At 61.2% G+C, this 24,506-nt stretch carries 15 protein-coding genes and 1 pseudogene; 5 read left to right on the forward strand and 11 right to left on the reverse strand.

Annotated elements, in window-relative coordinates; translation table 11 throughout:
* Positions 1-162 precede the first annotated feature (162 nt).
* The 3 genes from BGN91_RS11380 to BGN91_RS11390 form a co-directional block, all read right to left on the reverse strand.
* The gene (locus tag BGN91_RS11380) at positions 163-1,590 is read right to left on the reverse strand and encodes an HlyD family type I secretion periplasmic adaptor subunit (RefSeq protein WP_292613201.1); all 1,428 of its coding nucleotides are present in this window, start codon (positions 1,588-1,590) and stop codon (positions 163-165) included.
* Entirely contained in the window at positions 1,577-4,321 is a 2,745-nt protein-coding gene (locus tag BGN91_RS11385) for a type I secretion system permease/ATPase (RefSeq protein ID WP_366408495.1), read from the reverse strand. The genes BGN91_RS11380 and BGN91_RS11385 overlap by 14 nt, the downstream gene beginning before the upstream one ends.
* 118 nt (positions 4,322-4,439) lie before the next feature.
* Positions 4,440-6,359, reverse strand: coding sequence for a family 16 glycosylhydrolase (locus BGN91_RS11390; protein WP_292613204.1), 1,920 nt, complete (start codon positions 6,357-6,359; stop codon positions 4,440-4,442).
* Positions 6,360-6,562: 203 nt separating this feature from the next.
* Here BGN91_RS11390 and BGN91_RS11395 point away from each other — a divergent pair, with 203 nt between their 5' ends.
* Together BGN91_RS11395 and BGN91_RS11400 are read left to right on the forward strand one after the other, a co-directional pair.
* Positions 6,563-8,665 (forward strand): polysaccharide biosynthesis/export family protein, encoded by a 2,103-nt coding sequence (locus tag BGN91_RS11395; protein ID WP_292613206.1) that lies wholly within the window; start codon positions 6,563-6,565, stop codon positions 8,663-8,665.
* A gap of 264 nt (positions 8,666-8,929) precedes the next feature.
* A pseudogene (locus BGN91_RS11400) lies at positions 8,930-9,470 on the forward strand (transposase); the annotation flags it as partial.
* A gap of 219 nt (positions 9,471-9,689) precedes the next feature.
* Here BGN91_RS11400 and BGN91_RS11405 read toward each other — a convergent pair.
* The 7 genes from BGN91_RS11405 to BGN91_RS11435 form a co-directional block, all read right to left on the reverse strand.
* Complete coding sequence (locus BGN91_RS11405) at positions 9,690-10,991, reverse strand: hypothetical protein (protein ID WP_292613208.1); 1,302 nt, start codon at positions 10,989-10,991, stop codon at positions 9,690-9,692.
* Between the two features lie 20 nt (positions 10,992-11,011).
* A complete protein-coding gene (locus tag BGN91_RS11410) occupies positions 11,012-12,289 on the reverse strand; it encodes a glycosyltransferase family 4 protein (RefSeq protein WP_292613210.1) in 1,278 nt (425 codons plus the stop codon).
* Positions 12,290-12,309: 20 nt separating this feature from the next.
* A complete protein-coding gene (locus tag BGN91_RS11415; protein WP_292613211.1) occupies positions 12,310-13,068 on the reverse strand; it encodes a hypothetical protein in 759 nt (252 codons plus the stop codon).
* Positions 13,055-15,037, reverse strand: a complete 1,983-nt coding sequence (locus BGN91_RS11420) for a hypothetical protein (RefSeq protein ID WP_292613212.1) — start codon at positions 15,035-15,037, stop codon at positions 13,055-13,057. The genes BGN91_RS11415 and BGN91_RS11420 overlap by 14 nt, the downstream gene beginning before the upstream one ends.
* Positions 15,028-16,194: a glycosyltransferase family 4 protein gene (locus BGN91_RS11425; protein WP_292613214.1), complete on the reverse strand. Its 1,167-nt coding sequence runs from the start codon at positions 16,192-16,194 to the stop codon at positions 15,028-15,030. The genes BGN91_RS11420 and BGN91_RS11425 overlap by 10 nt, the downstream gene beginning before the upstream one ends.
* Before the next feature lie 65 nt (positions 16,195-16,259).
* Entirely contained in the window at positions 16,260-17,057 is a 798-nt protein-coding gene (locus BGN91_RS11430) for a glycosyltransferase family 2 protein (protein ID WP_292613216.1), read from the reverse strand.
* Positions 17,054-18,313, reverse strand: coding sequence for an NAD(P)-binding domain-containing protein (locus tag BGN91_RS11435; protein WP_292613218.1), 1,260 nt, complete (start codon positions 18,311-18,313; stop codon positions 17,054-17,056). The genes BGN91_RS11430 and BGN91_RS11435 overlap by 4 nt, the downstream gene beginning before the upstream one ends.
* A gap of 388 nt (positions 18,314-18,701) precedes the next feature.
* On the opposite strand from BGN91_RS11435, the gene BGN91_RS11440 reads away from it, so the two are divergent.
* Complete coding sequence (locus BGN91_RS11440) at positions 18,702-19,844, forward strand: GNAT family N-acetyltransferase (protein ID WP_292613220.1); 1,143 nt, start codon at positions 18,702-18,704, stop codon at positions 19,842-19,844.
* A 147-nt stretch (positions 19,845-19,991) separates the two neighbouring features.
* Here BGN91_RS11440 and BGN91_RS11445 read toward each other — a convergent pair whose 3' ends face one another.
* Complete coding sequence (locus BGN91_RS11445) at positions 19,992-21,515, reverse strand: hypothetical protein (protein ID WP_292613222.1); 1,524 nt, start codon at positions 21,513-21,515, stop codon at positions 19,992-19,994.
* A 569-nt stretch (positions 21,516-22,084) separates the two neighbouring features.
* On the opposite strand from BGN91_RS11445, the gene BGN91_RS11450 reads away from it, so the two are divergent.
* Complete coding sequence (locus BGN91_RS11450) at positions 22,085-23,278, forward strand: cellulase family glycosylhydrolase (RefSeq protein WP_292613224.1); 1,194 nt, start codon at positions 22,085-22,087, stop codon at positions 23,276-23,278.
* Positions 23,275-24,273: a glycosyltransferase family 2 protein gene (locus BGN91_RS11455; protein ID WP_292613226.1), complete on the forward strand. Its 999-nt coding sequence runs from the start codon at positions 23,275-23,277 to the stop codon at positions 24,271-24,273. Before BGN91_RS11450 ends, BGN91_RS11455 begins: the two co-directional genes overlap by 4 nt.
* Positions 24,274-24,506 lie beyond the last annotated feature (233 nt).

The following is a 24,506-nucleotide window of genomic DNA, read 5'->3' on the forward strand; positions in this document are numbered from 1 at the left end:
TGCGCTCCCGGCGCCGCCCGCAAACGGCATTCCACATCTTCCAATCGTCGATCGGAGTGAATCGCTTTCAAGCCCGATCGCCGTGATCTCCGCGATCAAGGGAGTTGAGTCGTCGTGACGGCGCGCTGACGGTCCGGTGGAGAGCGGGTCGAGAAAATCTCGCTACCGCTCCCGCAAGGCATCCTGCTTGTACTTTGCCAGCGGCGAGAGCAGGTAGCTGATGATTCTGCGCGAGCCCGTCTTGATCTCCACCGTCACGGCCATTCCAGGACTGAGCTTGACGAGCTTCTCGTCTATTTGCATTTCCGTGCGATCGAGCGAGATCCGCGCAGCATATTGCAGCTCCTGTCCATGCGGCTCGCTGGTACTTGCTGCTGCACCGGTCAGCCGATCGGTGGTTGCATTCGCTGGCTTGTCGCGGACAATAGCGTCGGACGACAGACTGAGCACCTCTCCGTGAAGAAGTCCGTAGTGAGTAAAGTTGAATGTGTCGATCTTGATTTCTGCTTTTTGACCCGAATGAACGAATCCTATGTCGCGATTTGAGACCATGGCCTCGATCTCGAGGGGAGCCTCGGTCGGAACCACCACCGCGAGAACCTGGGCCGGGGTCACCACGCCTCCCACTGTGTGAACTGCGAGTTGCTGCACAGCGCCGTCGACCGGTGCGACCAGGCTCTGGAGTTTGGTCCGCTGATCCGCCTTGATCACATCTTGAGTAATGCTGGCGACCTTCTGTTCCGCCTTGGACAGTGCGTCGTAGGTGACGCGACGATACTCCACAGCAACCTTTTGTTTTGTCTCCTTCAGCAGAGCGATCGCCGCGTCGGCTTCGTGGAGCTTGCTTTGCTGGACGGTGGCATCCTGCTGAAGCCCGACCAGGTCCTGCAACTCCGTGAGATAAACGACCTTTGACGCCAATCCCTTGTCGAGAAGCGTCCTGTGAATGCCGACCCGTTCCTGCAATACCGGAAGGGTAGCTTGGATCTTGGCGACGCTGGCCGAAATCGTGGCCCGTTCGGCTTCCTTCTGGTTGAGCTGGCGCTCGATTTCAGAAATCTTGGCGTCCTGTTCCGCCCGTTCGCTGATGAGCAATTGACGTTGTGTGTCGATCTTGGTGGGGCTTGCCCCCTGAGGAGGATGGAAGGCGGCGAGAGGGTCTGCGGCGAGAGCCGCTCGCAGCCGCGCGGCGTCGAGTTCCGCGCTGGCGAGATCGCTCCTTTGGCGCTCCCGGTCGGCGTCGGTCATCGTGGGGTCGAGTTCAATGAGGACGTCGCCAGCCTTGACGGTCTGACCGTCTCGCGCATGGATGGCGCGGACGACGCCCGTCTCGAACGGCTGGATCAGCTTGGTTCGCCCCCCGGGGACGATCTTGCCCGTCGAGGTTGCGACGATATCGACGCTGCCCAGCGACGCCCATGCGAGCGCGACGCAGAAGACCGCGATGATGCTCGCTCCGATTGCGCGACCGACCGGAGAGGGAGGTGTCTCCGCGATCTCGAGTGCAGCCGGCAGAAATGCGATTTCAGCCTCACGGCGGCGGATCGCGGCTTTTGGAAATGCGACAACGTTCTTGCTAGCTGGCGTCATGAATACCCGCCTGGAGGAAGTGCAGCTTCGCATAGCGTCCGTTGGAGCGGATCAGGTCGTCGTGGCGGCCATCCTCGACGATGCGGCCCCGCTCGATCGTGATGATGCGATCGGCCTGCCGCACCGTCGAAAGCCGATGCGCAACGACAAAAACCGTTCGGCCTGCGGCGATGCGCTTCATGTTCTGCTGGATCGCGCGCTCGCTTTCGTAGTCGAGGGCGCTGGTCGCCTCGTCAAGAATGAGGATGCGGGGATCCATGATGAGCGCGCGAGCGATCGCGATGCGCTGGCGTTGTCCACCCGAGAGGCTGCTGCCCCGTTCTCCTACGACGGTGTCGTAGCCTTCGGGCAGTTCCAGAATAAAGTCGTGAGCACCCGCAAGCTCCGCCGCTGCGATAATGCGCTCCATGGGCACGGCCGGATCGGCGAGCGCGATGTTTTCCCGGATCGAGCTGTTAAAGAGCACGTTTTCCTGCAGCACGACGCCGGTTTGCCGTCGAAGCCATGCGAGATCCACCATGGCAAGGTCAACGCCGTCTATCAGCACGCGCCCGCTCTCCGGCACATAGAGACGCTGGATCAACTTGGCGATGGTGCTCTTTCCAGAACCCGAGGACCCGACCACGCCGACGACCTGACCGGGCTGGACGTTGAAGGACACGTCATGCAGCACTTCGGGACCGCCAACGCGATAGCGGAAAGTCACATGATCGAAGGTGATCTGCCCACGGATCGCCGGCAATGCGGCGCGTCCGGGACTGAAGCTCGGTTCCGGTATGGTGTTGAGAATGTCGCCCAGCCGGTCGATAGACAGACGCGCCTGATGAAAATCCTGCCAGAGCTGCGCGAGCCGCAGGACGGGCATGCTCACGCGGGCAGCCAGCATGTTGAACGCGACGAGTTCGCCGACGGTCATCTCGCCGCCGATGACGAGCTTGGCGCCAAAGTAAAGTATCGCGGCGATGACCAGCTTGTTGATGGCCTGGACCGCCTGACTCGCCGAATTGTTCAAACTGAGAACGCGAAAGCTCGCCGACACATAAGCGGCGAGCTGCTCCTCCCAGCGGCGCTGCATCTGAGGCTCGACCGCCATCGCCTTGAGCGTCTCGACGCCGGTCACGCTCTCGACGAGAAAGGCCTGATTCTCGGCGCCGCGATTGAATTTCTCATCCAGGCGTCGGCGAAACAACGGAGCCGCGCCTGCGGAAATGCCGATGTAGAACGGAAACGACGCCAGGACGACGAAGGTCAATGAAGTCGAGTAGTAGAACATCACTGCGAGAAAAACGAAGGTGAACAGGAAGTCTATCACGAGCGTCAGCGCCGAGCTGGTCAGGAACTGGCGGATATTCTCGAGCTCGCGTACGCGCGCGACTGAATCGCCGACGCGTCTGGCCTGGAAGTAGGCGATCGGCAACGCCATCAAGTGACGAAACAATCGGGCGCCGAGTTCGACGTCGATGCGATTGGTCGTGTGCGCGAACACATAGACGCGCAGCGTGCCGAGAACGGCCTCGAAGATGGTCAACGAGACCAGGCCAATGATCAGAACGTCGAGCGTGCTCATGCTCTGATGCACCAGGACCTTGTCGATGACGACCTGGAAGAAGAGGGGGGAGATGACGCCGAAAAGCTGAAGGAAGAACGAAGCAATAAGCACCTCGCCCAGAAGACGGCGGTACTTATGAATTGCACCGAGAAACCAACTGATGTCGAACCGTCGCGAGAGATCGGTCAGAGACGCGCGCCGCGCCATCAGGATGACATTGCCGTCCCAGATGGCCTCGAGTTCGGCTTGAGTCATTGTCTCGGGTTGCGGAACCATCGGCCACTGGACCAGCAGCTGGTCGTCAACGATCTTGCCGAGGATCAGAAATCCGCCGTTTCGCAGGATGGCGATGCCCGGCAGTGGGGTGACGGAGAGCCGGGTCCAACTGGTTTTTTGTATCCGGGCCTTGAGGCCGAAATCCTTGGCGCAGCGTAACATGCTGGCAACGTCGACTCGCGTGACGCCGAGTTGATGCCGAATTTGCGCGGGATCCGCGGCGAGGCCGTGACAGCGCAACAAGGTCACCAAAGCCAGCAGGCCCGATTCGTCGTCGTTCGCGCTATCCGGCTCGGCGGCCTCGGGCACGGCCTCGCTTTGATCGACGCCGCGGACCTGTTGCACCCATCCACGCACGTAAACGGATGAATCAGCAACGGCACGACGAGCGAACGCCGCGCATCTCAATGCCAGAACCGACGCAATGGCATGGAAGTCCGTCGCCAGGCGCCGCCCGCGGATGGCCGCCTCGGCAAGGGCATAACGAACGCGCTGCATGAAGCCGATCGATCCGGCAAGCACCACGCGGCCGTCCCAGATCGCCTCGAATTCTTCGCGCGTAATCAGCTTGGTGTGCCCCGAACTCGAATGCCCGGAGAACGGATACACTACCAACGCCCCGTCGTTGTCGGCGCGTCCAAGAAGCAGGAACCCCCCATTGCGAAGCGATACGATGCCCGGCAATCGCATGCCGGCGAGTTGCTCCCAATGCGTCGTACACGCACCCATCGCGATCCCGAGCTGAGCCGCACAGCGCAGCATCGTTCGGATGCCTATCGCCGCCGTGGTGCCGCAGCGCTCGCGGATCTGATCAATCGCAGCATTCACGCCTTGGAGGCGCAGAAACAACCATAGTGCGAGAAGGCCGGCATCCTCCGTCGCAACGTTTTCATTTTGCATCGCCATTCTAGCTCAGCTCTTGGAAATGACATGGGGATTTCAAATTCCGCAGACATCGACGGCGTGCCCAGACACCAGCAGGTCCGCGTAGTGACGGAGCAGGGTGCCTGGGCAGGCCGGCTTGCTAGTGGTGAGGTCGGGTCAGGAATGACTCGTGCAGCCAGGTGAAGGCCTTCGATGCGGTCGCCGCAATCTGACCGTGATCGACCTGCCCGGAAAATCCGCCACCGGCCAGATATTGATTCAGCAGCGCAAAGCTGTGATTTGCATGAGAATGCGATGTCCCGGTTGATGCAGTGGGAGAGGAAGTCCCGGTTGATGCAGCCGGAGGATCGGTCACGGTGATGGTCTGTGCCGCCGACGTCGCAACGGCGCCGGTGACAGGGTCCTTCCCGGTAGCCGTCGCCGTCAGCGTCGCAACCGGATGGCCAAAGCCCTTGTAATTGGAATGCAGCGTCAGTCCGCCATCGACCTGTGCGGCGGTGAGGGTGATGTTATTCCCCCTGAATGTCTTGCCGTCGATATTGGATGTTATCGTCTCGTATCGCGGCAATCCCTTGATGTTGACCGTCACGGAGTCGTTCGGATCGGACGTCTTGACACCAAGTCCCAGGTCGATTGCGCCGTTAGCACTGACCGATAGCGAGTGGTCCGCCACCGATAGTACCGGCGTGGCGACCGAAGACGCCGGCGTTGTCGGCGTTGTCGGGGTCGTCGGCGGCGTGGTTGTCGGCGGCGCTGTCACTTCGGTGCCCGTTCCGTTTTCCGATGTACTGATGGGCGACGGATCGACCTGAAGTCCGGAGAACGTCTTCACCGCCCCAGAGAGGTTTGCGGAGAGGCCGTCCACATCCTTGATGCTCGCGCCGTTTGGAAGATTGACGTTCGTAACAGCAAGTGCGGAGGTTTTGGTGTTCGTCGCGGCCACGGTAGTCTGGAACGTGAGCGCGTTCGTCCCGGAGCCGCCGACATAGGTGGCGGTGCCGCCGTCATTGAGCGTCAGCGTGGGTTTGCCCGTCACCGTCACGGCTTCGTTGAAGCCGAGCGTCAGGGTGATCTTGTCGCCGACATGCTCGACGCCTTTACCAGGCGACGCCGTTACCTGAGTCACCGACGGCTGAGTTGCCGCAGGCTGAGTGACCGGCGGAGAGGCGACCGGCGGCGCCGTTACCGGAGGCGTGGTTTCGGGCGGGATCGATGCCGACGGGCTGACGTTGGCGCCCGTCACGGTGTAGCCGCTACCCGGCTTTTGATAGAGTTGAACTGAGTCGATCTGCATCACCATATTCGATGGCGTCGAGTTGTTCAGAACCGTGTGCCACCCGGTGGTGTTGGAATTCGCAACCTGATTGTCCATGATCAATTCCATCGGCTGCGATGGAATCGGCACCTGCGCGCTGGTGACCTGCGCAATCTGCTTTCCGTCGAGATACCAGGTGATCGATTTGCCCGGCACCCAATCGATGGCGTAGGTATGAAAGTCGGCTGTGAGATCGACGCCGGTATCGACGACTTTCTGGAAGGTCCCGTTCGGCGTGTGAAGAGCGGCCGAGAAGGCTTGGTTCGCAGGGCCCGAACCGGTGTAGCCGCCTTCCTGCATATCGATCTCGAAATTATCGCCGCTGTTGCCCGCGCCTTTTCCCGGCAGCAGCCAGAGACCCGGCCAGGCGCCATCGCCGCTTGGCGCCTTCATGCTGATCTGAAGGTAGCCGCCGGTGAATTCGAAATTGCCGTAACTGCTGGCGCCGCCGGACGTAATGGGGAAGGTTTGCGTTTTTCCCTGATTATTCCCGGTTATCGACGCCTTGGTGGCCGTCAGATTCAACGTGCCGTTGCTCAGGGTTACCTGGCTCGGCATGTGGTAGTCGGCGTCATACGGACCCCCCGGTCCGCTTCCCCCAGCGCCGTTGCTATTCCAGGGTGCACCTTTGGCGGCATTGCTCGTAATGTAATTGTGCCAGGTGCTGCCGAGCGTCGTCCCCGAAAATTCGTCTTGAAAAACCAGATCGCTTGAACTGTACCCCGCCGGTGTAGATAGCGCCATTCCAATATCCCCATCGATCGTAGAGAACCCCCATCCGGGACTGCTGTGGCCAGAAATGATGGCGACAAAATAATCGAGGAGAGCAGAAAATAAGGCGTCGACGCGGAAAGCATTCGGCGAAGCGACAATCCCGCAGGCCGGCGCGCTGCCGGTCGCGGGATGATTCCATCTGAAGTGAGAGAAGTTTGCAGCCAGATCTTATCGTGACAGAGTTGTCCAGCGACGCAAATTATCCCCAGATTTTTATCTTCAACTTTGATGTCAGCGAGTTGATTCCCTGGTGGGGCGTCGGTCTTCTCCGTTACCGCGATACCTTGGCGCGCGCGGCGAAAATCTGCGCTAATTCGCTCGTAACGTGCAAAACCTCAACCATTGATTGGTTGAACCATGTGCCACAGCCCTGTTTTAAGCGCCGCGACGGCATACTCCAAAAGGGGTGCCCACAAAGGGGATTTGTACTCGCGACCGCAATGCGTCAGCATCCCCAGCATAGAACGCCTCACCTGTGCCCAGCGATGGCCACGACGGTAGACGGTCAACACAGAAAAATCGCCATAGCAAAGAGGCGACGTACCATGGGCGCTCAACGCGACTTCCTACGAGCCTGTCTCCCCTCGTCTTCGAAGGCGTCAAATACGTCTTCAAACTCAGTTCTGTCTCTCCGCGTAAAAGTCGCTACACCCATCCTGCTTACGATCGGGTTGTATGGCCTCGCGACCGTGCTGACGGACAAACCGATGGTCGACAAGATCCTCCTCAAGGGCAATAACTTGGTTGGCGATCTTTCCAGCGGCGTTGTGCAAAAGGCTTTTGCCGCCAGTCCGGGTCCGTTCGATCATCCGCAGCAGATCGTGGCCGGATACGCCCTCCCGACGGTGTCGGCGCCGCCAGTGCGTGTCGCAGCCGCCGATGTCGCGGTGGAAAGCAGCGTCGCCTTGGACAGCGAGGATTCCAAGACCAATGACATCCAGGCGCCGTCCGCCGCGGCCGGGCTCTCATTCGGTGTGGGCGATAAGCTCAAGATCACCTTCTACGAGCGCCTCAAGGTCGAGGAAGATAAATGGGGTCGCGCGACCTCAGCCATCAGCGGCATCCAGCAGCGCCCGGAATTGAGCGGGGAATACACCGTCCAAGAGGACGGCACGGTCTCAGTGCCTTTGCTTGGTTCTATTCCGGTCGCGGCCCAGTCGCCGCAGCAAGTGCATACCGCCTTGGACGAAGCCTTCGAGAATCTCCTGGGTCGCCGGGGGATGGTCAACGTCGTGTTGATGGAGCGAGCGCCGATCTATGTTTTGGGACCGGTCAAGAATCCGGGCTCCTTCAAATACGTGCCCGGCGCGACGGTCTTGCATGCCATTGCGATGGCGGGTGGTCTCGATCGCGGCGCCAACGATCCGTGGTCGAAGGTCGAAGCGGTTCGGGAAATTCAGAAGCGGAGCGGTGCGGCCGGCTCAGTGGTGAAACTGCTCGCCCGCGATGCGGTTTTGAAGGCTGAACGCGATGGAACCGCACCTAAGGTCCCGCTCCGGCTGATGGAGTTGGTCGGCGCGACTGCCGCGACCCGGCTCGTCAATGAACAAAGCAACAGCCGCAATGCTATCGTCCGGGCACGCAAAGATCGCAAACGGGCGATCAAGAACGCCATCGAGTCCGCTAAGCAGGATTTGCTGCAGTATGGGCATACGACAGCGCTCGACAAACTTGTGAAGACGCGCCAGGACCGCGTCGACAACATGCGTGGGCTGGTGGATCGCAACATTGTCGCCAAGTCCCAGTTGAGCCAGATCGAGGGCGAATTGGCTGACGCCGAGCAGCGTCGGCAGGATGCTATCAACCAGTACGGGATGGCCCAGCAGCGGCTTGCCGCGCTGGAGGCGGACGGGCTCAAGGTCCAGGCCGATCTTGAGAACGATCTCGCGACCGAGATCGATGCCGTCGAACGCCAGATCGCGGACAACGAGCGGGAACTCGATGCTAGCGAGGGAGTCCTGAAGAATTTGTCCGCGACGAACGTGGCTTTCACGTCTTCGGAAGAGGCGAACAACGGTGTCAGCTTTCAAATCGTGCGGCGGACGACGACCGGTCCGGTCAACGTCGCGGCCAACGGCATGACGTTGTTGCAGCCGGGCGATCTCGTCAACATCGTCGTTGGAAGTGAGTCGACAACGACCGGGCTGCCGCCGATGACATCGTCGTTCGTGACAACGCCGGCCGTGACGACAATGCCGGCGCCGACGCCGCGCCAGAGACCGTCCGTCGGGCCGAGTGCGAACAATCAGAAGGTCCGCGCCGTCGCGCAGGAGTAAGGATTGCCTCTAGGACGGTTCGTGTCTCGGCGGTTTGGATTCTAAGAGACGCAGGAATTGGCGGCGCTTCAAGCGCCGCCAATTTGCATTCACCGCAGCGCTCCCATCAAAGCAGATCCGATCGAGCCCGCGCCATCGCCGCGGCTGAGATCATGTGTGATATCGTTCCGGCTATTCACTCTCCGTCGCTGAAAACCCCAACTCTTCGCTGAACCCCATGGTTTAGAAATTGAGAGGTCGGGTTGCGACGGTCAGTGTCGCAGGGTCTCGCACAATGCGGTGTGGCTGTTCATGCGTCGCGAGGGGCTGCGGTTAAAAAAACGCTGCTCGTGAGCAAGGCCGCCTTGATGTGGCCCGCCGACGGCGACGCTGGCGATCGTGGCAGGTGGGCCTTGATCCTCAGCGCCTCGTCTTTATCGACGAGACCTGGATCAAGACCAACATGGCTCCGCTGCGCGGATGGGCACCGAAAGGAACTCGCCTGCGCGGTTTCGCGCCGCACGGCCACTGGCGCACGATGACCTTCTCCGGCGCGCTGCGTTACGACCGTCTCGCAGCTCCCTGCCTGTTCGACGGGCCGATCAACGCGAATGCTTGCCGGAGCCAGGCTTTGGTACCTGCCTTACTCGTCCGGCCTCAATCCAATCGAGCAGACCTTCGCCAAGATCAAGCACTGGATGCGCCTCGCAAAAAACGCACCGCCGACGAGATCAGCCGATATGTTGACGAACTCATCCAAGCCATCCAGCCAGGCGAATGCAAAAACTACTTCGCCAACGCTGGATACGCTTCAATAAAAACGTGAAACACTCTAGGGACCCGATGGAGCCGTCCTTCGCGAAGCAGCAGCCGAGCCAGACACGGTCTTCAATTTCCGAGCCTATACGCGGCTTGCGGTCGGTCGTCGATGGGTTGTCGGGATTGCGGATAGCGCTGTGCAATACGCGCGCGACGATAGGGCGAACCTTTTCGCAGTCATATGCCGCCAATTGCTCCGGTCGAGATCGACGATCACGGGCGTGATCTAAATCTGAATTGGCGGTTGGGCGACGAATTCAGACGAAGGACGCGTGGGGATACCCAGGGTCGACGCGAAGGCCCAAAACAGGCCGATGCATATGCCTTCGATGCTGACGGCGATCGTCCAGCCGATGACGAGGCCCTCAAGCCCGCCGAGCTTGGCTCCGGCGATCACGAAGCCCAGTTCGAGCAATCCGCCGAGAGCAAACGGAAGGGACGCTCTGCGCATCGCGTCGCCTAACCGCGCCAACGCGCAGGCGTGGAACTTGAGCGTCGACCCCAGCAGACTGAAGCCGAGAAGGCGCAGGCTCGATCCCGCGATCTCCCGGTAGGCCGGATTGAAGACCTCCAGGATATGCTGCGAATAGAACAGGATGAAAACGGCGCAGGCGAGCGAGAACAGCAGCGATGCCGTGAGTGACAAGAGAAAATGGTGTCGTGATTTGTCGGGGCCGGCGCGGATGACCGGGAATAGAACCGTGGCCAGAACCGCGGGGATCGCCGCGGCTGTGGAAACCAGCATCCAAAGCACCGAAAACGCCGCCGTGGCGGCCGGCGACAGGAGCACCAGCACGAGATAGGGCACGATGATGCTGGGAGCCTGCATCGTGACGTCAAGCGCATAGTGGTCGAACACTTTACGCCGGAACGTATGAAGCAGGCGGAAGTCGGGAATTCCGACGAGACGCCGCGCGCCGCCCCTGGTCACGAGATCGACCGCGATCCAGGACGTCAGCAGGCCCGCTACCCAGCTCAGGAGAATCGTCGTGCTGGAGGTCTGGCTGACGGCTGCGGCGATGACGATCAGCATCAGCTTGAACACCGAGAAGAACACCTGCTGAATCATTCTGCCGGTGCTGTTCAGGCTGCCGACGAAGGCCTGATCCACGACCATCGTGAAAGCGGTCAGACCGCAGCCGAGCACGAAGATGAAGCCTGCAAGCCATCCGTCGATCGGACGGGTGGATTGGACGAAGTGCGTCCCGAGAACGAATGCCAGGCCCAAGCCGACCGCCAGCGCGGCCCCGATCAACGCGGCTGCGGCGACAAGGGAGGGGGCCTTCTTCGGATGTCGGACGATCTCGCCAACAAGCAAGGTTCCGAGCCCGGCCTCCCCGAGCAGAGCCGTGAGGCCGATAATCGACAGGAGGGCCGATACGTTGCCGATCGCTTCCGGCGGAAATAACCGGGCGGCCAGCCACCAATAGACAAAGCCGAGGCCAGCAGTTGCGACGGTGCCAATCGCAAGAGCGCCGGAATTGATGGCGAGCGTGGCGCTGTCCTGGATCGCTCCGCGCACACGCATCAAAGCCGTTCTGTCGGTGGTTAGCCGCACCGGTGGTTCTCCTGAGATCCATGCGCCGGCGCCAAGGCTCGATTGGCCGACGGGCGCAGGACATCGCGGTAGACCTGCTCGATCCGTGTCACCACGGCGTCGGCCTGAAGACGCTTCACCCTGGCGAGGCTTGTCGCTCCCAGACGGGCCAGCAAGGTGCGGTTATCGAGAAGCCGTTGCATGGCCTGGCGCAAAGCCAGTGGATCACCGGCCGGCACGAGGAGGCCCGTTCCGTCGTTGTCGACTATGTCGGGCATGCCGCCGATATCGCTCGCGACAACAGCCTTGCCGCACGCCATCGCCTCCATGATCACGGTCGCGCAGGCTTCGGGCCCGACCGACGGCAGAACACCGAATAGCGAGCGCTGCCATGCGTGCATGATGGCCGAATGCGGCCAAGTGCCGAGGGTATGGACGTTCGGGGGAAATTCGGACGGTGTGTCGGACGTGCGGCGTCCGAGCAGGATGAGTGGCGGCGCCTGCTCCAGGCCTGCATAGGCGCTCAAAAGCACATCGATACCCTTGAGGCGCATCATGTCGCCTACGAACAGAATGAAGCCGTCCGGGGGAAGTTGTTCGAGTCGCGGATCTTCCGGACCCGGCACGCCGATATCGTCGGGTACGAAGTTGGGGATGACCTCGTAAGGCGTATCGCTGCCCGTGAGCCCGGAATTGCGCGCCACCGCCTGGCTCACCGGGATGAAGCGGTCCACCATCCGTCGGGCGGCGAAACTTGTCGCAAAATTGCCAAGGGTGGTCGCGGTCGCCTTCACCGTCCCGTAGTGGCGGGAGGCGCAAGGCAGACACTTTGTGGGTGTCGGACCACTGCAAAGGTTCGTGCCCAGGTGCATGAAGTTCTTCTTGGCGCAAACCAGGCCGTAATCGTGCAGCGTGACCACCAGCGGCGCGCCGCTGAACGGCTTCACTGGAAGGTAGGAGGCGTAGATCCAGTTGTGAGCATGGACGAGGTCCGGCTTCTCCTGCGCGACAAGGCGCTTCAAGGCCAACACCAGTTCGGGATCCGGAAACGGCGGAGCGTGTCGTCGTTCGGAATCGGTATGAACTCCCGACAGGCGCTGCAACGTGCCGCGCAGACGATGGACGCGCACTGCGCCGTCCGATTCGATTTCCGGCGATCCGGGATGCATCGTGGTCCCCACGATCACATCGTGACCCCGCTCAGCCAGCGCGGCGCCGAGATTGCGAACGTGCCGCTCCTCCCCGCCGATCACCGGGGGATAGAATTGAGATAGCAGCAGGATGCGCATGAGCTGACCTTCCTCTGCCTTCAACTGCCAGGGACCAGCGCCGAAACGCTGCGATACAGGCTGTTGTCTTCGAGCCGGTAGAGTCTGGCTTCGGCTTTCTGGTTGGCGGCCAGGACGGGCACTGAAATCTTCCGGGTCCAGGTTTCGCCGGGCGCGAGGGCGAGCGAACGGAAAATGGCCAGCGATTGCCCGTTGAGGGTAACTTCAAGATTGAACCGCTGAGTTTGAGCCTCGGCGCTGCGAACTCCGACTGAGAGTTGGCCGGGGCCGGCGTTGGCCGGGGGCAGCATCCAGAGCTCGACGTACTTGAATTGCTGCTGGTTCGATTCGTCCCGGACGGCCAGCGCATACGCACCGGTTGTCACGAGGATTGACAGGGCGAACGCAACTCCGTGCCAACGTCGAAGTCCGGCCGGTCGCGACCATGGCTGCCAATTGGCATCCTCGTGGCGCCTGACGGCCATCAGCGACGCGCCGAGCGTGATAGCCCAGAACCAGATCGCCCAGCCGAATGGTGTCAGAAAGCCCAGGATGTTCAGGACAAGGCCGCCCGCGATTCCAACCGCGAGACTTATTCCGACAGCGTAAGCCAGATGCTCGGCGAGCGATGTAGTTCGTATTCCGACGCCACGCAGCAGCGCATGGCCCGGGATGAAGAGCACCATGGGCAGGCCAAGGACAGCACGTTCCAGCACGTTGTCGGAAACCGTTGCGACCGCGACCAGTGCGGTCGCCCACACACAGGCTGCTAAAAGTTCCCGATGGCTAGGAGCGCTCATGCAATCCCCTCACATCGTAGATGACGATATAGCCGTTGTCATAGATACGGCTAATGCCCTTGATATTGTTGAATTTGAGCAGCGCGGCAGCAGAGGGCGGCGCCGTGGCCCTTGGCTCCCACGGTTCGAAGTAGAAACCGAGCACCGGGAGAGCCATCGACAGCCGCAGATCCACAAGCAGGAATTCGATGTCGCCCTTCGCCAGCGCCCAATATTCGTCAGGCTCCAGCGTCTTGCTCATGAACACGCGTCCGGCATCCACTCCCTGGAAAACGGCGAGCCTCGCATCCTGTCGGCCGTAGCCGGCGAGCAGCAGACGATTGATGCGGTCGGACGTGAAGCGGTTGCCGGGCCCGAGCCAGGTCTTGGTCCAGAGCGCTGTATCAATCCCCATGGGCTCCACGGAATGCCCATCGGCTCCTACCTTGTAATGTCCCTGGATCGGATTGATGGTCGAACTGGTAACGCCCCCCAGGACAATGATCGCGAGCGCGAGCGGGGGCGCTCTGCGGAACCACCACCCTTGCTGCGCGCGGCCTTGCCAATAGTGAACGATGCTCACTGCGATTACGAGGCCTACGCCGAAGAACGCCAGCGTTCCCATGCGATTGCCTATTTCCCAACCACCACCGCTGAGCCGGAAGGCGATCGAGACCGGAAATCCGAAGGCCAACAAGGTGAGAAGTACGAGGCGGCTGTCGCGCCACCGCCGTCCGAGAATTTCCCTGATCGCAAGCCAGCCGGTGCGGCCCTCGGCCGCCAGGGCCAGCGACCGGAAGAATCCCGTCGCAAGTCCGACGGCCGTCAACAGAATCGCAAGCAAGGTGATCAGACGAATGCCAAACGGCTCGCTCGGCGATGGTGAAGAGGCCGGAGCCGCCGAGTGGTGCAGAGAGAACAGGCCATGAAATTTTCTGACCAGGTTGTTGATTCCGCTTTCTACGACCGGGCCGAGATAGTTGCCGATATGAGTGCCTCGGATTTCCATCCACAGAAGCGGCAGCGTGACGGCAACCATCGCAAGAAAAACGGCGAACCTTGCCTCGGTCCGCGTCGGGCCGTTCCGATGTATGACCTCGAAGAAGGCCACCGCTCCGAGATAGATTGCGGCGTAGGCGGCAGAGAGGTGATGCGTAACCGCAAGCGCCGCCAGCAGCAGGACGATCAGTCCGGCGGCCTTCAGCCTCGGCGGCCCGACGAGAGTTCTGGATGTGGCTTCGACGGCAAAGATCAGAACGCAGAGAACGAGGCCGAGGCTTTCGTAGGAGAACATTGTCTCGAACAGGACGAAGGTCGAGCACCCCATGTAGACCAGACAGCCGACCGCGGCGAGGCGCGCCGAGCCGGTGAGCCTTTCGTATAACAGAAAGAGGGCGGCCACGAACGTTGCCCTCAGAACGGCCAGCAGCAACGTCCCCGCGGCAAAAATCGACAGCCCCGTCAAGTTGACGATCGCCGTCGTCAGGATTTCCAAAGCGAGATATGACGGCCCGACGTCAAGAAACGGATTGGGCAAGAACAAGCGGTGCGCCGTCATGAGATCGTCGGCTGCGATCCAGTGCAGGAACTCGTCATGGCCGTCAAAGCTCGTCGGCGAATGCAGGACCTTGTAGAGGAACAGCGCCTCGACGAGCAGAAACAGCAGGAAAAAACGTTCGCCTCTGGCGACCCGCGGCCCGGCGATACGAAGGCTGAGCGGGAGAATGAGGATGACGACGCCGGACCAGAACAGCAGCAGTGCCATCGTCTCGTGGCCGCGCCGCCCGGCGCCGTGTCCCGTCGCGACCAGGAGCAGGGCGGCTGCCGCTGCCAGGCACAGGACGGCGATCAATCCGAGGTTTACGGGCGGCGGTCGCGCATCGAGGTTGTCGCCCCGAAGGTCGGGGCCGATGGCGCCCAGGATGGTTTGAACCCAGACTTGAAACGGCCTGGCTCCTCCCGCGGTAAGTTGCGCCGGTATCAGGGACATCGGGCCCCCGTCTCGGAAAGCTGCCGTGGCAAGCCTTGCGGTGCAGCGCGGCTCATTCGCCGGCCGTTGACTACATCCTCGTAGACGGTGCAGAGAGCTTGCGCGCAGTCATCCCAGTCCGGCAGCGCCAGATCTCGTACCTGTCGACGGGCCGCGAGTTCGTCGGCCATTGCCGCCGCAATTTCCTTCGGACCCGCATCGAGCGGAATTGCCCGGCAAAGCCCCTTGGCGGCCAATTCGCCCAATCCGGACGTATCGCTGACGAGCACGGGGCGACGAAGTGACAGAGCTTCCATGACCGCGACGGGATGGGCCTCGTAGTCGCTGAACAACACAAACAGCCCGGCGCTCGCCAGAAGGTCCGCCAGTTTCTGCCGCTCCGATGCGGGGACGGCTGCGATAGTGACACGCTTCTCCAGGCCAAGCGATTCCACCAGCGCCCGCAATTCACGCTCGTAAGGCCCCCCGCCGGCGATATGAAGCCGCGCGTCCGGCATCCGGCGAAGCAGCTCCGGCATTGCCGCGATCGCGCGGTGATGGCCCTTGTAACGCTCTAGCCTGCCGCTCGAAACGATCAGGTTAGGCTCGACCGTGACGTTCGAGCTCGGAGTGGGCATAGCGGCGCCGTTCGGAATGACGGCGAAACTCTCGCGGGGCACGCCCATTCGGGCGCTGAAGAAATCGGCTTCGAAATCGGAAACGCCGATCAACCGTGCGGCTTTTGAGATCAGGGGACGCAGCAGCGCATGCTGGGTGCGGCGCACGGCATTCCGCAGCCGCGAGGAATGTCCGCCGCTATGGAAAGTCAGAACGAATGGAAGGTCGCGGCGCAGCGTCGCCAGCAATCCGATCGGCACCACGAACGTGCCGTAGCCCTGGAAATGGACAAGATCCCAGGATCCGCGGTTGATCGCGGCAAAAATGCCTGGCGCGACGTAAAGGTCATGATGCTTCGGCCACGCCGGAACGCGCCGTACGTTCATGCCCCGCACCGTCTCTTGAACCGGCCATTGGCCCGAAGGGTCCGTGGTCAGCACATCAACCGTGTGGCCGCGCGCCACCAGGCGGGGACCGACCTCCTGGATGTGAGTTTCGATGCCGCCCATGAAGGGGTGGCACCGAGCGGCAACCATCAGGATGCGCATTGGCCCGTCCATCCCTTCCTAGTAATCGATCGGTATCGCGGCGTGACAAGCTTTCGCGCGATCCCGGCGTCGCCGATTTATGGGAATCCGTGTGAAACCAGCGAAACCGGCGAAAAAATCCTTTCGCGCAGGATCGTCTTGAAAACACGCCAACCGTCGGGAAGCGCGCGAAGATTGCTGAGACCGCTGATGCGGGGAGCCTCGAAGCTCGCCACCTCCACGATCTTCAGTCGGTTTTTCAGAGCCCGGACGTTGATCAGCGTTTCGATCTCGAAACCATCGCAATCACAGTGAAGGGTTGCGACGTGCTTGGTCCAGAACGCGACGTAGCCATAGCAGAGATCGGAGAACGACCCGCCATAGAGCAGTCGCACGGCCCAGGTCAGTCCCCAATTGCCGAGCATGCGGAACAGCGACATGTCATCGGTCCCCGCTCCCTGGAGGAAGCGCGAGCCCTTGACCATATCCGCACCAGCCATGAGAACGCCGACAAAGACGATCGCCTCTTCCGGTTCCATGGAGCCATCGGCATCCAGCATCACGATGATGTCGCCGGTTACGGCGTTGAATCCCGCCTGCAGGGCGGCGCCTTTGCCGCGCTTCGGCTCCATGACGATCTTCACATCTTTGCGCAGGCTGCGGGCGACCGCGACGGTGTCGTCGGTCGAGCGGCCGTCGACAATGACGACTTCATGGGCCCAATCCGGAATGCGCGGCAGAAGCCACGGTAGATTCTTCGCTTCGTTGAGCGTCGGCACGACAAAACTGACCTTGGGCAGAGCCAGCGATCGCTCCGGCGGGAGCTTGATCGGCATCTGAACAGGTGTCGGCTTGGCGCCGGCTTGAGCAAGAATATTCTGGACGGGAGCGTTCATGACAGCACCGTACTTTCAACAGGGTGGAGCTTGGTCGTGGGTCGGATCCGCGGCACGACTGACGACAAATAACGGGCGAGATGCCGGGCCGGGTGCGAGGCGCCGTAGACGAACCGGCACACCGGCCCGAAGCTGTTCGCCGCGACGGGGCCGATGAAATGCAAGCCGGGCACCGAACTCTCGTAGTGCGCCGACAGCAGCGGCGCTCGCTCGATCCGGCGGATTCGATTTGTAAGTCTCTCGTCCAGGAAACCGAGCCGGGTGATGTCGATCTCATAGCCGGTCGCGAAGACGACGTGATCGGCACGCAACGACTGCTGTGAGGTGCCGTCGTTCGCTGTCAGGTCGAGAACAACCCTGCCGTTTCGGATCTCGATCCCGGTAAGCGACCGGTCCGACAACAGAGGTATTTTCCCGATCACCCGGTCTCTCATGAACGCGCTGCTCATGGGACCATGTACGGGGGAGTTTGCGAGCCGAACCCGTTGATCCTCCCTCAGCAGCCTGATCAATTGCGGATACCGGGCGCAGGCCGCCATGGTCCAGCCATTGCCGATGCCGCTCATGGGGGCTGTAACGCGTTCGAACACCGTGCGCGGACGGGGCCGACAGGCGAAGTTCAGATGCGGAGTTCGCGTCACAAGCGAGACGGGGATGCCCTGCTCGTGGAGCAGCGCCGCCAGATCGGTCGCGGACGATCCGGCCCCGACGACAACCACGTTCTTGCCCAGAAGGGTTCCGATCGAACCGTATTCGCTGCTATGCGAGCAAAGATCGGCGGGAAGATGCTCGACCTCGCGCGGCAGGCGCTTGAAAGGGTATAAACCGACCGCCACCACCACCCGGCGCGCATTGACCGTTTCGCCGTCGCTGAAACTGGCGCGGAAGCCCGCCGGACCGGGTTCCAGCGCGATCAGCGTCTTGCGCTCCACGTTTGGCGCGTAGCGCGCCTGAAAGGCTTCGCCGTATTCGACGAACCGGCTGAGAGGCAGCGGCATCAGCTCGTCATGGTAGGGCAGAGCGCGTTCGGTGCAGAAGTTTCTGGCCGTGAGTTCCGACTTTGGATCTGACAGGCTGGATGCCCAGGGATAGGATTTGAGCAGCATGCCGGGCGGCATGTTGTTCTTCCAGGGTCCCATAGGTTCCCCGAAAATCCGATGTTCGATGCCCCGCGCACGCAGGTGCGCCGTCAACGACAAGCCGTAAGGCCCGGCTCCAATGACCGCTACATCGATGGAGTTGCCTAGTCTTGCCATTCACGAACTCCCGCGCGCAGAGTAGAGAAATCCCCGCGCGTCGAGCATCTCGGATGCAGCGCTTCATTGGAAGCGCGATAGGTGATTAGCTCCTTTGGAGTAGGCTTCTCGTACGGTTTTCGCTGCGAACACGGTGAGTAGTGGGAGGCGCGGCGCCGGGCGGTGCGCTGGAACGAGGTGTCGTGGAAATTCGCAACATTGGGTTGCAGGTGGCTTCAGAATTTCCGAGCGCCTCCCAAGGGGGGTAATCCTTCTAGAAACTTCACTTTCAGTCCCTGACAACCGAAGCTCTAGCGGATTTCCGACGCAAGGATTCGATGTGATGCCACCAACGTCAGCGGCCGATGCAACGGCCCGTTGCTTGCGGCCCACCACTTTATTGCGTGTGGTGGGAATCGATCCGCCGGTAAATCATGATCGTGTCATCGACGTCAGCGTGGAGAGCCTGCGGGACCTTGCGGATATCGAGACTTCGTGGAAGGATCTTGAATCGCGGGCTGATCACTCATTCTATTTGTCCTGGCTTTGGATCGGAACCTGGCTGCGGCACCTTCCGAAGGGAGCGGACCCGCATGTTGTCATCGCTCGGGCATCCGATACCGTTGTTGGCCTCGCGATCGTCTGCCGACGCGGCATATGGCGTCTCGGGCCGCGCGGGCGCACCCGCTGGCTGCTGAACGAGACCGGTGATCCGCAATTCGACCGGTTGTTCATCGAACATAACGGTATTCTCGCGGAGCGATCTTCGGCGGATCCTATCGCGACGGCATGTCTTGAAGCCTTGACGCGCCGCCTGCGGCGCTCCGACGAATTGGTCCTGTCGGGGCTTGACGTGGATATTGAGACCGTTGCTCGCCGCGCCGCTTGTTCTGCCGGGCTCACGGCGGAAGTCCGCGTTACAGATACCGCGCCATGGGTGGACTTCGCACAGGTTCTCCGTTGCGGTGGGGATTATCGCGCGCTGCTGGGCCGGAACACGCGGCAGGCCTTGAGCCGCGCCATGCGACTTTATGCGGAGCGCGGACCGATCGAGCATCGGATCATGGAAACAACGTCGGACGCTCTCGCCGCGTTCAATGAACTTATCAGTTTGCACTGGTCGCGATGGGGTCGCAAAGGTCCTTTCGGCAATCCGGGCTTTCGTTCGTTCCACGAAGATCTTATTGCCTGCGGAGTTCCGATGGGCGCGGTGCGCATCTCGCGGACCCAAGTCGGCGATCGGACGATCGGAGTCCTGTATAATTTCGTGCATCGGGGTCACGTATTCAATTATCAGAGCGGTTTCCTCTATGAGGAGGACGCTCGGCTCAAACCCGGGCTTGTGAGCCACGTACTGGCTATCGAGGATAGTTTTCTGCGAGGCGAGCGCAGCTACGATTTCGGCGCGGGGCCTGCGGGGCACAAGTCCCGTCTCGCCAATGCCGAGAGTGCCATGACCTGGATCAGTGTCGGGAAAGACAATCTGGAACGTCGCATCGAGGCAGAGGTCCGACGAGCCCGGCAAAAGCTCCGCGCCTTGGTGACGCGCTGAATCGCGCTCATGATTTCGGTCCGGCTCGCCCCACGTCGAACGGGGCCTAGAGTCTCATTCAACTGCGTTGAATCAGACTCTAACATTACCCTTTTGATTGAGCATGATCTTATCCGAAAACCGGTTTTCCACTTTTCGGATCATGCTCTAGGATCGCGCTGCCAAGCGGATGCCAAGCTCCTCCGATAGATCGGCTTTATCATCAATCGTTGTCGGGCTTCGCGTGTCCGGTCTCAGCGGGATGTAGGAAACCTTGGTTTTGCGCACTCCCCGAACCTGGCCGAAAACGTCGATGGTTTCCAGACCGGCATGACGATTATACGTATGGCATCCGAAAGACCCGGATTCGATACGACCCATCGGCGTCTGGGCGAATTCAGAACGACCGATTGCATCGATTCGGCAAAACGTCACCGCACCGCCATAGCTCCGCGAGCAGTCCTGTGCCGGACGGAGGTAATGTCCATTACGTTCGATCACGGCGCCGGCTGGACGGCTGAATCGGGCGTCGATCAATGTCGGACCTGCCGCATGGCGCGTCCAGGCTGAGGTCAGGTTGTCGGCATGATAGAGGTCGAGAAGGTCCCAGGACGACGACTTCCACAGCCTCGGCGAGACAAAAAAGGAAAAACCACCCCGATGTTGCAGGGGCGTGGCATCGTAACCTTCGATGCCCTGGATCAGATAGGATTCGAGCGCCCACCGATACGGAAACTCGACAGCGCGGTAGAGGGCGACGTGCCGGGCGGCTCCGGATTCCGGAATCATCCAGATCTGGCCCCCGTGCGCGAACACGAACGGATAGGAGAGGTGGTGCGGCTCTTCCAGTACGATGCGGGGAGGGCTTGCAGCGCCGTTCTGGTCCAGCGCCACCACGGAAATGCATCCGCGGTTTTTCGAGTAAAGATATTCTTCGACAAATATGAAGTCCTTTCCGTCGTGCCGGAATGGAAAGGGATCGGCGAGATAGCTGGAGGTTCCACCGGAAAGAACGTGGAATGCCGCTTCGCGCTTGTCGAGCAGGCTCGCCGTGTGATCGAAGCGCCAGCCGATCGCCCAGCACCTGTCGCCCTGCGACATCTTGTTAAGCAACCTCGCTGCTTTCGACGCGAAGGTCGCGGTTGCGAAACCAACGGCCGACCGCGGTCCGAACGAACGTCTCTTCGGTTTCGCGTGCGAAGCACCATCGGCGTCGATAGGGCCGTCTTCGTGATGCAACGCCTTCAGGATCAGCGCAGTGGCGCAGGACAGCACAGCGTCGAGACTTGCGGAGAACACCTCGCGGTCCTGGCTCGCAGGGTGAGCCGTCCACGGATTGGACGGCCGTTCGGTGTCGTGCAGTTCGACAAGGAGAGGCTGGTCGTTCGCCAAGGCCGCCATGATCCCGATCTCGCTGGGCACTCCATTGAAGAACGGCCTCAGCACGCGTTGCGCCGTCGGCGATACTTCCTCCCCACTCAGGTCGATGACGACATCGGCGTGGCCGCCCTGCAGCGGCGGCAGGGACAATAGCTCGGATTCCGTGCGATCCATGGCCCCGAGTCCGCGGAAGCCATAGATCAGACGTTCGAGTTCGAACAGCAGCCGGCTGCCTGGCGGGAGTGGATAGCGTTGCGGCGCGAACGACCGCAAAATCTGGTTGTCGGGCACTTCGGCAAGCGCCTGCGCCAACCACAAATGCCAGCGTAAAAGTCGGGATGGATCAAAATGCAGACAGATTCGCATGGTCGGTGCCGCCTTCCCCCGCCGACCCGGTGTCTCCGGTCGTCGGCCCCCCGTGAGATCGATATGCACTCGGATGAAACGCTACGTGCGCAATGGCCACTCCGGTGACGAACAATTTACTTGAGTCATTTTTTGACCATAGGAACCCCGCCGATATTGCAGCAGTCGCATCCGACTCACCACTACTCTAAAGAGAGCGAATGGTCGGAATGGAAATCGGATGAGGTAACCCCTTTGTACCGTTTGCTTTCGGTCTTGGCCGTAGTCTGCTGCGCCAGGAACGCCAGGAATATGAGTTAAGGGGCTGATGATTTTGGCGAACGCTTGTTCGCCGGCACCTGATCTCGATCCGACAGTGGAAGGATCTTTTTCCGCGCTCGTTTGGAATCTGACGCGCGTGAAATTGGAAAGGACAAGCCGTCCCTGCTGTTGCGTGCGTTCCGTGGAGACGGTCTCTTGTTTTGATGGATATGCATTGGCAACGGGTAAAGAGAAGGCTGCGCGGCGCTTGCCTTTTGCTGCTTGCGTTCTTGTTTGCTTCGGCCGCAGCGGCAGGTCCTCAGCCCGAAGCATCCTTCATCAAGACGTCCGGGACGATGTTCACCCTGGAAGGCAAGCCGTTTTTTGTGACAGGCGTTAACAACCATTATCTTACTTTTGCATCGCCGAACGAAGTCACCCGTGTTCTGGACGATGCGGTAGCGATGGGCGCCAATGTCGTTCGCGTTATTCTCGGGCCCGTAATCGGTTCGCGGGATGGAACGGTTCCAACGATCTGGGACTGGCGGAATTCGACCGCGGACGCCAGTAATCTCGGCGTTAACGGTGCGGTCCTGCTCTACTGGGACACAGAGAAGAACGCGATGGCCATCAATGACGGCCCCAAAGGCGTGCAGAAGATCGACTTCCTCATTGCCGAAGCCGGGAAGCGCCATCTGAGGCTCATCATCGCCTTTCTTGATTTCTGGGATTATACCGGCGGCGCCCAGCAAATGCGCGCCTGGTACGGAAGCACAGACAAGTCGACGTTTTTCTTTGCCGACCCGCGCACGAAGCGCGACTACAAAACCTGGGTTGCGCATGTCATACGGCGGGTCAACCCGCTCACGGGGCTGGCTTACCGCAACGATCCGACCATCATGGCGTGGGAGTTGATGAACGAGGGCAATGCCAGCCCGGAATCGCTGAGGCTGGACTGGACCGCCGAGATGTCGGCTTACGTCAAGTCGCTCGACTCAAACCATCTGGTGGGTTCAGGAAACGCCAACGCCATTGGCGAGCCGAGAGTGGCCGACCTTACTATTCCCACCCTCGATTTCGGCACTTGGCACGGCTATCCGCTCTACTTCGGACTTACCGTGCGCCAGTTCGACAACACCATCGCAGACTACTGTCAGATCGCGAGCCGGGTTCAGAAGCCCGTTCTTCTCGAAGAGTTCGGTTACGCGCGATCCAATCCGGATTCGGCCGAGGCTTATGCCGGCTGGCTCGATACACTCGCCCGCGACCCGGACTGCAGTGGCTGGCTTGTCTGGCGGCTGGTGTCGCTGCAGGATCACGGCCATTACCCGGCCGACGAGCACGATCAGTTCGATGTCCACAATGACGCAAGCCCGATCTGGACTGCCCTCAAAGCCGCGGCGGCGAATGCGGCGCAGATCCGAAAATCCGGCCGGGCTTCCGTCCGTACCCCCAGGGAAACGCCATGATCGAAGCCTCCGTCGTAATTTGCGCGCACACGCTCGATCGCTGGGAGGAACTCAACCGCGCGGTTGAATCCGTTCGTAACCAGACCCGTCCGCCACGGGAAATCCTCGTGATCATAGACAACAACGAATCCTTGCGGGAACGTGCGGAGCGGGAGATCAAGGGCGTCACTGTTCTCGCCAATGCCAAGGAAGCCGGTCTCTCGGGTGGCCGCATGACGGGAGCCGAACGCGCGACGGCGCCGGCCATCTGCTTTCTTGATGACGATGCCGCAGCCGATCCGCGCTGGCTGGCAGAACTGCTCGACGCTTACGAGGATCCGGCGGTGCTGGGCGCCGGCGGCCCGGTCGAACCGCTCTGGCGCGCCCCGCCGCCCTCGTGGTTTCCCGACGAGTTCCGCTGGGTCGTCGGCTGCACTTACGCCGGCATGCATGTGCGTGACGGTCGTATCCGCAATCCGATCGGCGCCAACATGTCGGTACGCGCCGACGTGCTGCGCCACGCTGGCGGCTTCACCTCTGACCTCGGACGCCGCAAGCTGGGTTTTTCCGTGAGCGGGCGAGCCACATTCGGCGGCAAGGCCGAGAGCTGCGAGGAGACGGAGTTCTGTATCCGGGCGGCTCGCCTCCATCCCGGCGGCTATTTCGCGTATCGGTCCGGAGCGCGCGTACATCACGCCGTGCCGGCTCAGCGCACGACCTGGAGCTATTTCGTCCATCGTTGTCTGATCGAGGGCAATGCCAAGGCCGTATTGGCGGGCCTCGCCGGACCGAAGGATGGTCTCGGAGCCGAAGGGCGTTACGTCCGCGTGGTGTTGCCGCGTGCCGTGATGAACGATCTCTCGGCGGCGTTCCGCGGCCAGACAGGTGCGGCGCGGCGGGCGGGCGCGATCATCGCCGGGTTTGCCCTTACGGCCTTCGCCTATGCCAGAACACGCCTTGGAGCCCTCGCCGAAGCTCGCTCCTCGCATCTGTTCTCGCGGGTGCGCGGCGGATAGGCGTCTGCCGTTGACGCGCGAGGGCGTCGGTTATGCGGCAGTCCTATCGCCCGACGGCTTCGCCCGGGATGCATGAAGATATGGTCCGGTGATCCGGCAAACGGCGGCATCTGCCGGCAGACCCAATTCCTACTCCGTTTTGACTACCTCAAGTGCCAGATCGACAAACCACCGTGAAAGGCTGTGTGATGATCCTCGCCATGCGCTGAATCTGCAGCGCAATTCGGTCCAAT

Source organism: Nitrobacter sp. 62-13, from assembly GCF_001896955.1.
Classification (GTDB): domain Bacteria; phylum Pseudomonadota; class Alphaproteobacteria; order Rhizobiales; family Xanthobacteraceae; genus Nitrobacter.

What these genes read in the sequence shown, in the direction of transcription:
- BGN91_RS11380 (WP_292613201.1), bottom strand. Translation starts at nt 1,590, where the DNA reads ATGACGCCAGCTAGCAAGAACGTTGTCGCATTTCCAAAAGCCGCGATC.
- BGN91_RS11385 (WP_366408495.1), bottom strand. Translation starts at nt 4,321, where the DNA reads ATGGCGATGCAAAATGAAAACGTTGCGACGGAGGATGCCGGCCTTCTC.
- BGN91_RS11390 (WP_292613204.1), bottom strand. Translation starts at nt 6,359, where the DNA reads ATGGCGCTATCTACACCGGCGGGGTACAGTTCAAGCGATCTGGTTTTT.
- BGN91_RS11405 (WP_292613208.1), bottom strand. Translation starts at nt 10,991, where the DNA reads ATGCGTGTGCGCGGAGCGATCCAGGACAGCGCCACGCTCGCCATCAAT.
- BGN91_RS11410 (WP_292613210.1), bottom strand. Translation starts at nt 12,289, where the DNA reads ATGCGCATCCTGCTGCTATCTCAATTCTATCCCCCGGTGATCGGCGGG.
- BGN91_RS11415 (WP_292613211.1), bottom strand. Translation starts at nt 13,068, where the DNA reads ATGAGCGCTCCTAGCCATCGGGAACTTTTAGCAGCCTGTGTGTGGGCG.
- BGN91_RS11420 (WP_292613212.1), bottom strand. Translation starts at nt 15,037, where the DNA reads ATGTCCCTGATACCGGCGCAACTTACCGCGGGAGGAGCCAGGCCGTTT.
- BGN91_RS11425 (WP_292613214.1), bottom strand. Translation starts at nt 16,194, where the DNA reads ATGGACGGGCCAATGCGCATCCTGATGGTTGCCGCTCGGTGCCACCCC.
- BGN91_RS11430 (WP_292613216.1), bottom strand. Translation starts at nt 17,057, where the DNA reads ATGAACGCTCCCGTCCAGAATATTCTTGCTCAAGCCGGCGCCAAGCCG.
- BGN91_RS11435 (WP_292613218.1), bottom strand. Translation starts at nt 18,313, where the DNA reads ATGGCAAGACTAGGCAACTCCATCGATGTAGCGGTCATTGGAGCCGGG.
- BGN91_RS11455 (WP_292613226.1), top strand. Translation starts at nt 23,275, where the DNA reads ATGATCGAAGCCTCCGTCGTAATTTGCGCGCACACGCTCGATCGCTGG.